The organism is Bacillus sp. Je.9.29.b (genome assembly GCF_051129925.1).
GTDB classification, from domain to species: domain Bacteria; phylum Bacillota; class Bacilli; order Bacillales; family Bacillaceae; genus Bacillus; species Bacillus safensis.
Map to the genome: position 1 here is coordinate 367485 of NZ_JBCPSO010000002.1, position 12844 is coordinate 380328.

At 41.9% G+C, this 12844-nt stretch carries 12 protein-coding genes; 8 read left to right on the forward strand and 4 right to left on the reverse strand.

Going from position 1 to position 12844, the window contains the following annotated elements:
* The first annotated feature begins 126 nt into the window (after nucleotides 1-126).
* The 8 genes from fdhA (at nucleotide 127) to AAZR19_RS05155 (ending at nucleotide 9754) form a co-directional block, all read left to right on the forward strand.
* Nucleotides 127-1341, forward strand: coding sequence for a formaldehyde dehydrogenase, glutathione-independent (gene fdhA, locus AAZR19_RS05120; RefSeq protein ID WP_024423097.1), 1215 nt, complete (start codon nucleotides 127-129; stop codon nucleotides 1339-1341).
* Nucleotides 1342-1438: 97 nt separating this feature from the next.
* On the forward strand, nucleotides 1439-2212 hold the full coding sequence (locus AAZR19_RS05125) for a class I SAM-dependent methyltransferase (RefSeq protein ID WP_226014632.1): 774 nt from the start codon (nucleotides 1439-1441) through the stop codon (nucleotides 2210-2212).
* Nucleotides 2213-2702: 490 nt separating this feature from the next.
* Entirely contained in the window at nucleotides 2703-3266 is a 564-nt protein-coding gene (locus tag AAZR19_RS05130) for a GNAT family N-acetyltransferase (protein WP_024427899.1), read from the forward strand.
* Nucleotides 3266-4984 (forward strand): ABC transporter ATP-binding protein, encoded by a 1719-nt coding sequence (locus AAZR19_RS05135; RefSeq protein ID WP_075623579.1) that lies wholly within the window; start codon nucleotides 3266-3268, stop codon nucleotides 4982-4984. Before AAZR19_RS05130 ends, AAZR19_RS05135 begins: the two co-directional genes overlap by 1 nt.
* A gap of 360 nt (nucleotides 4985-5344) precedes the next feature.
* Nucleotides 5345-6094 carry an SDR family oxidoreductase gene (locus AAZR19_RS05140; RefSeq protein WP_434702481.1) on the forward strand — a complete coding sequence of 250 codons (750 nt, stop codon included), beginning with the start codon at nucleotides 5345-5347 and terminating at the stop codon, nucleotides 6092-6094.
* A 372-nt stretch (nucleotides 6095-6466) separates the two neighbouring features.
* The gene (locus AAZR19_RS05145; RefSeq protein ID WP_075623578.1) at nucleotides 6467-7687 is read left to right on the forward strand and encodes an MFS transporter; all 1221 of its coding nucleotides are present in this window, start codon (nucleotides 6467-6469) and stop codon (nucleotides 7685-7687) included.
* A 70-nt stretch (nucleotides 7688-7757) separates the two neighbouring features.
* The gene (locus tag AAZR19_RS05150) at nucleotides 7758-8798 is read left to right on the forward strand and encodes a 2,3-butanediol dehydrogenase (protein ID WP_025092841.1); all 1041 of its coding nucleotides are present in this window, start codon (nucleotides 7758-7760) and stop codon (nucleotides 8796-8798) included.
* Between the two features lie 125 nt (nucleotides 8799-8923).
* Nucleotides 8924-9754, forward strand: coding sequence for a manganese catalase family protein (locus AAZR19_RS05155; RefSeq protein ID WP_075623576.1), 831 nt, complete (start codon nucleotides 8924-8926; stop codon nucleotides 9752-9754).
* Between the two features lie 35 nt (nucleotides 9755-9789).
* Here the strand turns inward: AAZR19_RS05155 and AAZR19_RS05160 are convergent, their stop codons facing one another.
* From AAZR19_RS05160 to AAZR19_RS05175, 4 genes are read right to left on the reverse strand one after another with little or no spacing between them, the layout of a single operon-like run.
* A complete protein-coding gene (locus AAZR19_RS05160) occupies nucleotides 9790-10503 on the reverse strand; it encodes an amino acid ABC transporter permease (RefSeq protein WP_076840417.1) in 714 nt (237 codons plus the stop codon).
* A 12-nt stretch (nucleotides 10504-10515) separates the two neighbouring features.
* Nucleotides 10516-11214, reverse strand: a complete 699-nt coding sequence (locus AAZR19_RS05165) for an amino acid ABC transporter permease (protein ID WP_041106989.1) — start codon at nucleotides 11212-11214, stop codon at nucleotides 10516-10518.
* Entirely contained in the window at nucleotides 11211-12071 is an 861-nt protein-coding gene (locus tag AAZR19_RS05170) for an amino acid ABC transporter substrate-binding protein (RefSeq protein ID WP_041106987.1), read from the reverse strand. The genes AAZR19_RS05165 and AAZR19_RS05170 overlap by 4 nt, the downstream gene beginning before the upstream one ends.
* The gene (locus tag AAZR19_RS05175; RefSeq protein ID WP_434702485.1) at nucleotides 12068-12832 is read right to left on the reverse strand and encodes an amino acid ABC transporter ATP-binding protein; all 765 of its coding nucleotides are present in this window, start codon (nucleotides 12830-12832) and stop codon (nucleotides 12068-12070) included. Before AAZR19_RS05175 ends, AAZR19_RS05170 begins: the two co-directional genes overlap by 4 nt.
* Nucleotides 12833-12844: the final 12 nt, after the last annotated feature.

Here is a 12844-nt window from a genome sequence, read left to right on the forward strand (position 1 = left end):
TTCTTTCTCACATAGACATGTGCCTCCTTCTTTTTCACATAATGTGCTGTTTAAAGAAGGAAATTGCTTAAGAAATAGAGAAAATTGTAGAGACTTCATTTTTAAACAAAAGGGAGGAATGAAATCATGTCGGGAAACAAAGGTGTCGTTTATAAAGGAGCAGGAAAAGTAGCAGTTGAGGATATTGGATACCCTGATTTGGTCTTAAAAGACGGCCCGGGTGTACCTAAAGCCAATGTGGGGCGCAAATGTGAGCATGGCGTCATTTTAAAAGTAGTGACGACGAATATTTGCGGAAGTGATCAGCACATGGTGAGAGGGCGTACGACTGCACCTGAAGGACTTGTCCTTGGTCATGAAATTACAGGTGAAGTCGTGGAAGTTGGGCGAGATGTGGAGTTTATTCAAAAAGGAGATCTCGTGTCCGTTCCGTTTAATATTGCATGCGGACGCTGCGTCATGTGTAAGGAACAAAAAACCCATGTGTGCTTAAATGTAAACCCGGACCGCCCAGGCTCTGCCTATGGATATGTAGATATGGGCGGATGGGTTGGCGGCCAATCCGAGTATGTCATGGTTCCATATGCAGATTTTCAACTGCTCAAATTTCCAGACAAAGATCAAGCGATGGAAAAAATACTTGATCTCACGATGCTTTCCGATATTTTCCCGACAGGTTTTCATGGTGCTTATACGGCTGGAGTAAAGCCTGGTTCGACCGTATATATTGCAGGTGCTGGGCCAGTAGGTCTTGCAGCAGCACATTCGGCTCAGCTTCTTGGCGCATCTGCTGTGATTGTTGGAGATCTGAATGAGCAAAGACTGGAGCAGGCAAGAAGCTTTGGCTGTGAGACGATCAATCTACGAAAACATGATCGAATCGGCGAACAAATTACGAATATTTTAGGGGAGCCAGAAGTTGATTGTGCCGTCGATTGTGTCGGCTTTGAAGCTTCGGGTCATGGGGACCAGGGAGAAGCACCAGCAACTGTTTTAAATACGATTATGGATATTACTAAAGTTGGCGGCAAGCTTGGAATTCCAGGGCTTTATGTCACAGAAGATCCAGGAGCAGTGGATGCCGATGCAAAAGTCGGTTCTCTGAAAGTGCGAATTGGACTTGGCTGGGCGAAAGCTCATACCTTTGTGACAGGTCAAACCCCTGTTATGCAATATCATCGCAGTCTAATGAAATCCATTTTAAGCGGCAGAGCACAGATCGCTAAAGCCGTCAATGCGACCGTCATTGACCTTGATCAAGCCCCTAAAGGATATAGTGACTTTGATTCCGGTGTGGCGAAGAAATTTGTCATTGACCCGCACGGGATGCTTTCTCGATAATTTTTAACATGAAGGAGCCGCTCAATAAAATGGGACGGCTCTTTATTGTGGAAAATCACATAGAATATACAAATCCATTTCAAGGGGGAGGAATTAGATGAATTCAGATCAAGCCAAAAGAAGGGTTGTAGAACAATTTGGGAGAAATGCAGAAAAGTATGTGACGAGTCAAACTCATGCAAAGGGAGCAGACCTGGATCTAATCGTTGAATGGACAGCTCCAAAAGAAAGCTGGATCGTCCTCGATATAGCCACTGGTGGCGGGCATACCGCAAAAGCATTGGCTCCATATGTGAATCAAGTATTTGCGACGGATTTAACGAAAGAGATGCTTTCGCATACATCACTTCATTTAAAAGCGCATCCACAAATTTTTTATGTAGTAGCGGATGCAGAAAGCCTTCCTTTTTTAGATGGCACATTTGATATGGTCACATGCCGAATTGCAGCACACCATTTCCCGCACCCTGAACAGTTTGCCAAAGAGGCATCTCGCGTATTAAAGCCAAATGGTCTGTTTTTCTTTATTGATAATGTTTCGCCAAATGATGAAGAGCTTGCACTATTTATCAATGAGCTGGAAAGATTAAGAGACCCAAGTCATGTGTCCTGTTTATCTACAGAACAATGGCGGGAATTGTTTTATAAGGAGGGAATAAAAGAAGTAAGATCAATGGAACGAAAAAAACGTTACCCTTTTCAAGAATGGGTCAAGCGAACAACGAAAACTTTAAAGGAAGAAGAGATCGTTACAAAATACATGTTAGATGCTAACGAAAAAATAAAGCAATATTATAGATTGAACATGACAGAGGATCAAATAGAATCAATAGAGGTGGATGACTGGATTGCTCTTTTCAGGAAAGGGTAAAAGTAAATCATTCATCCAGTCATAGAAAGGAATTAATCATATGCTACATTTTAAAGGGAAAACCCTCATCATCACAGGCGCAGCCAATGGTATTGGTTTCTCGATAAATGTTTAACAATAAAGAGCCGCTCCATAAATAGGACGGCTCTTTATTGTGGAATTCCATTGAATATACAATACATATCAACGAAAGAGATACTTTCTAAGGTTTCTTCATAAGGTCCTTGATGATAAATAGTCTCGATATATTTTTCATTTCTTTCTTTACTCTAGAGTTACTCCATACCTTACACTATTTCTTGTGAACTTAACATGACCTAACATTCGACCACTACGAACTTGGCTTGGTAAATGGTTGGGTTTCTCAATGAAATGGAGTAATAAGGCGGAAGGTTGAATTCGAAAATACGGAGTCTAGGCCATTATAGTCATCTATTTTTACCAGTCGGTCGAATATTTTAATCAGTTTAAAAGAAAGGGTTTTTTAGAAATGACAAAACTAAATCAACAAATGACGTTAGCACCTGTACCGCAGGACGAGCTAGCAGCATTTAAGGCAGAATTACAAGAGGCATTTATGAAAGGGTTACAAGATCGTTTTACAGATGCGGAAGATCCGGCAGAAATGGGACCAATCCCGTCTGAGGAAGATTTCAATCATTCACTTACTGCTAAAGAATCGGTTGTACGTCAACTTTTACTAAACGCCGAAAGAGTTGGTGGTGTCGTATTGAAAATGAATAACGAAACCCAGCGAAACGAAGTGGACTTCCTGTATACAAGGGCAAATGCACATGGCAAGGGTCTTGGCACTAAAATGTGGGAAGCGATAGAAGCAGCGTTCCCAGAGACGAAGGTTTGGGAGCTGCACACACCATATTTTGAAAAGCGTAATATTCATTTTTACGTGAATAAATGTGGCTTTAAAATTGTTGAGTTTTATCACCAAGGCAACCCAGGACCTAATGTTGAAGGCAAAGAGCCGGAATCGGATGAAGAGTATGAGTTTTTCCGTTTTGAAAAGGTCATGACGAAAGTGAGCAGTGAATCATAATGCAAGGGAAAATCTCACAGCTTTGGATTTTGATGAAGCGCAGTCAAATGGCGAATAGTCAATTAGTTCTTTTATTTTTTATAAGTATCGTAGAGGTGGCAGCTGGACTTGCTGTGCCCCTACTCACAATGAAGCTTATTAACCAAATTTCAGATACTGGTTTTGCATTAACATCACTCTTACCAGTCATTGGTGTTTTAATTGTACAGGCGATGCTTAGTGCCGTTACATTTTATATGATGCGTCGTTTAGGTGAAGGAGTTGTCGCGAATTTACGAACAGAAGTATGGGAGCATATGCTGCATTTACGATTAACATATTACGATGCACATGAATCTGGCGAAACGATGAGTCGAATTACGCAGGATACAAACGTCGTAAAGGAGTTTGTAACGGAAAAGCTCGTATCGTTTGTATCGGGGCTTTTTGCGATACTTGGTGCAATCGTTGTTTTATTGTGGATTGACTGGAAAATGACGCTGCTGCTACTGATCGCCGTACCACTCACAATTTTTGTGACGTATCCGCTAGGGGAAAAAATGTACGCGATTTCGAAAGCCAATCAAGATGAGTTGGCAGGATTTGGCGGACGACTAGGGAGAATTTTAACAAACATTCGCCTTGTGAAAGCTTCACAAACAGAGCAGCAAGAGCTAACAGGCGGAAAAAAGCAAATTCAGCAGCTGTATAAGTACGGATTAAAAGAAGCAAAAATTGTTGCGATTCTTTCACCACTTATGACGCTGCTCATGATGGTTGTGATCATTGCGATTTTTGGGTACGGCGGTTCACAGGTTGCTTCAGGTGCCATTAGTTCTGGCGAGCTTGTGGCAATCATGATTTATTTAGTACAAATTATTATGCCATTTACACAAATGGCGACATTCTTTACTGATTTACAAAAAACACTTGGCGCAACAGAGCGTATTGTCGAGGCTTTAGATGAGAAGCGTGAAGTCCAAGACGGTAAACCGGTAACTGCTGCGTCACAGCCGATTCATTTTGAAAATGTGTCGTTTAAGTACAACGAAAAGTACGTGTTAAAAGGTATGACGTTTACGTTAAAGCCAAATGAAACAACGGCGTTTGTCAGCCGAAGTGGTGGCGGGAAAACGACCATGTTCTCCCTTATTGAACGTTTTTATGACGTGTCATCAGGTGCGATACTGTATGGCAAAGAAAACATTGAGCAATTTAACTTAACAGAGTGGCGTGGGTTGTTTGGCTATGTAAGTCAAAATGCACCGTTATTAAACGGGACGATTCGTGACAACGTCATGTACGGGACGAATGGAGCAAGTGAACAAGAGGTACTTGCCGCATTAAAAGCAGCCTATGCCTATGATTTTGTCATGCAGTTGGACAAACGCCTCGATACAGAGGTTGGTGAAGGAGGTATTAAGCTTTCGGGTGGTCAAAAACAGCGTATTGCGATTGCTCGTGCGATTTTACGAAATCCGAGAATCTTATTACTTGATGAGGCGACATCGAACTTAGATAACGAATCAGAGCGTGAAGTGCAGCTTGCTCTTCAAGCGTTAACGAAAAACCGGATGACCATCATCATCGCCCATCGGTTATCCACGATTACAAGTGCAGACCAAATCCTTGTCTTTGAAGATGGACGCTTGTCAGGTCAAGGCACACATGAAGAATTACAAAAAACACATCCGTATTATCAACAGCTTTGGCAAAATGGTCGTTTAACTGAAGATTAGACGATGAAATACAAAACGAGTCAGTTGCTTTCGTGTATTCTTTGAAAGTAAAGACGTTAAAAAAACGAATGAAATGGAAATGGGACAGAACAACATCCTACTTCCTAAATCTTAATCTTTTTATATATTCAATTAGATTCTAAATAACAACAAATCAAGAGATGGACGACCTTTGATTTCGCTATAATACGCTTTTACTTTATCTACGATAAATGAAAAATCAATGTACTGCTCAATTTTACGAAGCAGGTGATCCTCTTTGACCAGTTGATCTAGTCATACAAATTCAGCTTTGTGCCGAGATTCCTCAAAATGATATGATAGACGACAACATCTCATGGAGAAAGGATTGGATGAATGATGAATTTTCAACATAAAACCGTCATCATCACAGGCGCAGCCAATGGTATTGGTGAAGCGATCGCCTGCGGTTATGCAAAAGAAGGGGCACGTGTGGTGCTTGCGGATATAGATGAAGAGAAGGGGAAGCGTTTGGAGGAGCAGCTGAGAAAAGAGTCCTTTGAAGTTTATTTCATTAAAACAGATGTGAAACAGGAGAAGGATATTCAGCGCTTAATGTCGTTTGCGGTGAAGCACTGCAAAACAATTGATATTCTCATCAACAATGCCGGCGTCATGTGCACAGCATCCCCTTATGAGTTAACGGTCGATGAGTGGGATCATGTGCTGCATACAAATGTAAGAGGGACTTTTTTATGTGCTAGAGAAGCAGCACGTTATATTAAAGAGAATCCAATTGGCGGTTCCATTGTGAACATTTCATCTACCCGTGCGACCATGTCAGAGCCCTATACAGAAGCATATGCTGCATCAAAAGGCGGGATTTCCGCGCTTACTCATGCCTTGGCAGTTTCTTTTAGTCAGGATCACATTAAGGTAAATAGCATTTCCCCTGGATGGATTGAAACGAAAGATGAGAAAAGTCTTCGAGAAATTGACCATCAGCAGCATCCTTCCAATCGAGTCGGTACGCCAAATGATATTGTGAAAGCCTGTTTTTATTTAACAGATGAAGACAATCAATTTGTGACCGGCACAGATTTGGTTGTTGATGGCGGCATGACTAGGAAAATGATTTATGCGGATTAACATGAAAAAACCATTGACGCTTTGATCGAGGCGCAGTACAATATGTAACAATTCAGCTGAAGATCGTGATGAAAAAAAGACACAGCGCAAATAGAGAAGAGTACATCATAGCTGCCCCACACAGAGAACTCCGTGAAGCTGAGAAGGAGCTGGGAAGCATGATGGAACCAAGCCTCTTAGCTCTGCACCGGATTCCCTCGGATGGTGGTGCAGCGAACTTCTCCCGTTACAGAGAAGGGTGAATGATCACCCGCTAAGGTTCATCTGGCAACAGATGAATGAACTGAGGTGGCAACGCGGAGTAAATCCCGTCCTCAAGACAGACATGTCTTGGGGGCGGGATTTTTTTTATGACAAATAGGGGGGACAATGATGAAAAAACATTGGCGGGATATGAGTATTTTGCTTGGAGCCATCGGGATCGCGAACATAGGAGAATGGATTTATATGATTGCCCTCCATCTGCTTATTTTTCAAGAAACGGGCTCTGTACTTGCTGTAACAGCAGTTTATTTGTTAAGACCGGCTGCTGCTCTTTTGACCAATAGCTGGTCCGGCAGTTTGATTGACAGGCTGAATCAGCGGAATGTGATGATCAGTTTAGATATTACCCGTGCTCTGCTCATTGCATGTATCCCTTTTGCCTTATTTTCAGGACATCTGCTCATTCTGTATGTCATGGTGTTTTGCATACAGATGGCACAAGCGATGTTTCATCCAGCGTCGATGGTGTATATGACAGGACTAATCCCGGCGGATAACCGAAAACGGTTTAATGCCATTCGCTCTTTATTACAATCCGGTGGATTTTTACTTGGGCCCGCAGCAGCAGGTCTGCTCTTTCTCATCGGGACTCCTGTTCTTTCAATTTATGTAAATGCAATCTGCCTGTTGATATCTGCTCTGTTATCGATGTGTTTACCGAATTTGCTCAAAACAGATGCTGCCCAAAAGCGGTTTTCCCTTTCAATGTTAAAAGAGGATGCAAAGCTTGTTCTGCGATTTAGTCTGACGTCACGCCAGATCATGACGGTATATTTATTATTTAGTGCGGCGATAACGGTCCTTCCTACGGCCATAGACTCACTTGAAACAGCCTTTGCAAAAGAAGTATTGATGCTGACTGATACACAATATGGCCTTCTTGTCAGTATAGCTGGAGCGGGTATTATCGCAGGGGCAAGCCTTAATTCGGTCATTGTCGAAAGGCTGTCAGTTTCGCTGATGCTTGGAATCGGCAGTTTGTTTGTGGCGTTTGGCTATCTTATTTATGCATTTTCCAGCAGTCTAGTTGCAGCCGCCGGTGGATTTTTTATATTAGCCTTCTTTTTAGCATTTGCGAACACAGGCTTTATGACGTTCTATCAAACAAATATCCCCGTAGAGGTGATGGGAAGGGTAGCCAGCTTTTATGCTTTGGTTGAAGCCATTCTAACGATAACCATGACAGGAATATTCGGCGGACTTGCTCATATTTTATCGATCAGAATCTCCGTCATCATTGGGTGTATATGTATGCTTCTTATCTGTCTATTGTTATGTTTTGTCATCTTTCGTCCATTGACTGTCAAAAAAATAGTGCATCCTACTTAGAAAATTAAAAAAATTATGTTATCATTATTTAAGTAAGTTAATTAAATTGATGAGAAAAGGAGTCTTACAAATGAAAGCACTACGCTGGCACGATCAAAAGGACATTCGACTAGAGGAAATTGATGAACCAACAGTTGCTCCAGGAAAAGTGAAACTTAAAGTAAAATGGTGCGGCATTTGCGGTAGTGATTTACATGAATATTTAGGCGGACCGATCTTCATTCCTGTGAATGAACCTCATCCACTTACAAAAGAAAAAGCACCAATTACACTGGGACACGAGTTCTCTGGTGAAGTTGTTGAAGTAGGAGAAGGCGTGAGCAATTACAAAGTAGGCGACCGAGTGGTTGTTGAACCTATTTTTGCAACTCACGGACATCAAGGTGCTTATAACTTAGATGAAAACATGGGCTTTTTAGGACTTGCCGGAGGCGGCGGTGGATTCTCTGAATATGTATCAGTCGATGAAGAATTACTTCATTTATTACCAGACGAAATCTCATATGAGCAAGGCGCGCTTGTCGAGCCTTCTGCAGTTGCTTTATATGCGGTTCGTTCTAGTAAAGTACAAGCTGGGGATACAGCGGCTGTGTTTGGCTGCGGACCAATTGGTTTACTTGTCATTGAAGCATTAAAAGCAGCTGGTGCTACTGATATTTATGCAGTTGAATTATCAAAAGAACGTCAAGAAAAGGCAAAAGAGCTTGGAGCGATCATTGTAGATCCTTCTCAGTATGAAGATGTTGTTCAAGAAATTGCTAGCCGTACAAACGGTGGCGTCGATGTTTCTTTTGAAGTGACAGGTGTACCTGTTGTATTGAAGCAAGCAATCCAATCAACTAGAATTTCAGGCGAAACAGTCATTGTAAGCATTTGGGAAAAAGGCGCGGAGATTATGCCGAATGACATTGTCATTAAAGAACGTACAGTCAAAGGAATTATCGGTTACAGAGACGTATTTCCATCTGTATTAAACTTAATGAGAAAAGGCTATTTCTCTGCAGACACACTCGTCACGAAAAAAATCAAGCTGGACGATGTGATCGAGGATGGCTTCCATGCATTAATCAATGAAAAAGATCAAGTGAAAATTTTAGTCAGTGCTGAATAAGTAAGATAACAAAGAGGATGGCATAAGCCATTCTCTTTTTTTATGTATTCAGATCATTTTCATAAAGGGAGCTGCGGTCGAATAGTGATAAGTGAAAAGATGTTTTTGATAAGGGAGATGACATCATGTTTTATCACATCAAAGAATTGCAATATGAAGCAAAGCCCTCAAAGCCTGACCCGGTTTATGCAAAGAAATTACAAGAAGTATTAGGCGGTCAATATGGTGAAATCAGCGTGATGATGCAATATTTATTTCAAGGCTTTAATTGCCGGGCAGACCAAAAATATAGAGATTTATTGTTTGACATAGGGACAGAGGAAATTGGTCATGTGGAAATGCTGGCGACGATGATCGCGCGTTTACTAGATAAAGCACCGGTTCAAGAACAAGAACAGGCGTATCAAAGTGATCCAGCACTTGCAGCTGTTATGGGTGGAATGAATCCTCAGCATGCAATTGTTGCTGGTTTAGGAGCTATGGCAGCGGATAGTCAAGGGTATCCGTGGAATGCCAAGTATATCATTGCAAGCGGAAATTTAATGGCGGATTTCAGGGCCAATTTAAATGCAGAATCACAAGGGAGACTTCAGGTCACAAGACTTTACGAAATGACAGATGACCGCGGCGTCAAAGATATGCTCTCCTTCCTCATTGCTCGTGATACATATCATCAAAATATGTGGCTTGCTGCAATTAAAGAATTAGAAGAGCGAGAAGGGGATGTCGTCGTACCAACCACCTTCCCTCGTTCACTAGAAAAACAGCAAGTATCCTATGACTTGTTTAACTTCTCAAGAGGGGAAGAAAGTAAGCAAGGCAGATGGGCACATGGACGCAGCATGGATGGAAAAGGAGAGTTCAGATATATTTCTGCACCTGTCGTATTCGGCTCTGCACCAAAGCTCAAACCCGCACCAAAAGAACTGTTTAACACACCAAAAAAGGGTGAATAAAAAAGTCGATCAGGTTTTTGTGCCTGATCGACTTTTTAACGTCCGAGAGTTCTTCCGTATACGCTGACACGTTTTTCTAATAATGCAAAGGCTAATTCAAAGACAATGCTCAGCAGCCAATAGATCAAAGCAGAGACGAGATAAGTTTCTAAAAACTGATAGCCGTCATTTGCAATGATCCGGGAAATACCCATGATTTCGAGTACCCCAATTGTAAACGAAAGAGATGTCGCTTTTAATAACTGAACGAGCTGATTGCCTAGGTTCGGTAAGGCTACAACAAATGCCTGTGGCAAAATAATGCGTATCATCGCCTGTCTTGTTGTCATACCTACAATTTTTGCCGCTTCAAGCTGCCCTTTGTCTACTGCGAGAAGTGCACTTCGGACCACCTCTGTTAAATGAGCGGCTGAATGCAGGCTGAAGGTAATAAGGGCCACAGCTAATGGGGAGACCATATCCGGATGAAAGGTGAGTCCGAATGTGCCGCTCAAACTGGTTAGAACAAAAGGAAGCCCATAAAAGAAAGCGAACAGTTGAACAATAAGCGGCGTTCCTCTAAAAAAGGAGACGTAGAGCGTAACGAGCTGTCTGAGTACAGGGATGCGAAAGAGGCGAATGAAAGCAAAAACAGATCCGATCACAAGACTCACAGCCATAGAAACTAGTGCAATTAATAAGGTGAAAGGAACACCTTTTAGAATATGTGGTACTTGGTCAATCGCAAATGGAATATCAATGGTTTGCATCAAATCGCCTCCTTAACGTGACAGACTGGTGCGGCCTTTTACAAATTTCTTTTCAAGTAGCATGGTGACTAGTTCAATGCTCATACAAATGAGCCAATACACAATCGCAATGATCACATACACTTCAAACATGCCGATTCCATAGTTATTTCCTAAGATGATCTTCACCTGTCCCATCATATCGATGAGCCCGATCGTAAAGGCAATCGCCGTGTCTTTCACAAGATCAATGGTGTAATTTCCGAGGTTTGGCAGGGCAATGAGAAAGGCCTGCGGGATAATGATCCTGATCAAGGCCTGTGTATCTGTCATCCCAACAATGTAGGCAGCTTCCAGCTGATCCTTCCCAACAGACGAATACGCACTGCGAAAAACTTCAGATAAATAAGCGCCCGTATGTAAAGAGAACGTCATCATCACAAATAACACACGATCCCAATGATTGATTTGAATTCCTGCCACAAGTAAAAGCTGAGGAAGTCCAAAATAAATTAAGAATAACTGAACAATTAATGGCGTACTTCGTGTAAAAGATAAATAGATAACAGCCAATTGCTTCAGCACTGGGATTTGTTTCATACGAATGCATGCAAATAAGAGCCCTATTATGATGGCGAAAAACAATGACACCGCAATAATGAGAAAAGTGAGTGGCAGGCGTTCAAGCACCTGTAAAAAAATTCGCAGCCAATCACCAGCTGTAAACGTCATGATGCTTCCTTCCTTTCTTCATATTGATAGCCTTGCTCAGAGATGTAGTCAATATCTTGAAAGAAATCAACCCCAAACCACTTTTTCGCAAGCTTAGGCAGTGTTCCATCATCAATCATCTCTTGTGTGACCTGGTCCAAATCTGCTGCAAGCTGCTTCTCACTTGGCTGTAAGACAAGATAGATCGGCTCCTTTGACACGATCCCGCCCACTTTGACCTTCAGATTCAGATGCTTTTGAATGGTATCGAAGGTCGAAATATTCATAAAGGCCGCATCGGACCGTCCGCTTTCAACACGCTTTAAGTTGAGTTCATTTGAAGGGCTTTCAATGGTTGTCAGCGGAATATCTGGATCATGTTCTTCATTATATTGATTTAATATGGAACGCAATCCGCCGCTCGGACTGACAGGAGCGAGCTTTTTTGATGTCATATCGTCAAGCGATTGAATATCCCGGTTTGATTCATTCACAATTAATCCTGTCATCGAATAGCCGTACGGAACTTTAGGGTAAAGAAACCGTTTTTCGCGTTCAGGGTTACTGAAAAACCAATTAGCTGCCATTTCAAACTTCCCCGCGCCAACACCAATTAAATTGGATTCTTCCTCGCCAAATATGTAATCAAAATGTATGTGCGGAAGTCTTTTTTCCACTTCATTTAAATAATCAATGTTATAGCCAATCGGTTCGTTTCGGTCATTTGTGGCTAAAAAGGGTGGATTGACCTCTGCACTCAGTGCGACTTTCACAATTTGTTTTCCATCATCTGTTGTTGTTTTCACACTGCTGCAGCCAATCAGAGAGAGGAGAATCAGAAGGACACCAGCTGTCATGAATGCTGTCTTTTGTTTCATATGTCTTCCTCCGATCCTTGCCACATTCCGCGATGAATCCTGGATAAAAATTGTTTTGTTCGTTCATGCTGAGGCTTCATGAGGACGTCTTCTGGTGAGCCTTTTTCAACGATTTCTCCCTCTGCCATAAAGATCACCGTATCTGCTACGTCTTTTGCAAACGAAATTTCATGCGTCACAATGACCATCGTCATCCCTTGGCTCGCAATATCTTTGATCATTTCAAGGATTTCTCCGACCATCTCTGGGTCCAGTGCGGACGTTGGTTCATCAAACAAAAGCACCGCAGGATTCATCGCAAGAGCACGGGCAATTCCAATCCGCTGCTGCTGACCGCCAGATAATTCACTCGGAAATGCATCCTTTTTATGTAGCAGTCCAATCCTCGCTAAAAATTGCTCTCCAACCTTTTCTGCTTCTTTCTTAGACATGTTTTGGGACACAATCAATCCCTCTGTAATATTTTCAAGTGCTCGTTTATTTTGAAACAAGTGATAATGCTGAAATACCATGGAAGATTGCTGCCTTAGTTTTAAAAGATCTTTTTTATGATATCGTTCAAATTGAATCGTGGCTTCTCCAACAGTCAGCTCTCCTTTGTCTGGAATGTCGAGGCTGTTTAAACTGCGGAGAAGTGTTGTTTTTCCTGATCCGCTCGGTCCAATAATTGCGACCACTTCACCTTCTTGTACGGTGAAATCAATGCCTTTTAACACATGGGTCTGCCCATAAGATTTATGTAGATTAGTAGCTGAGATCATAAAAGCATCACG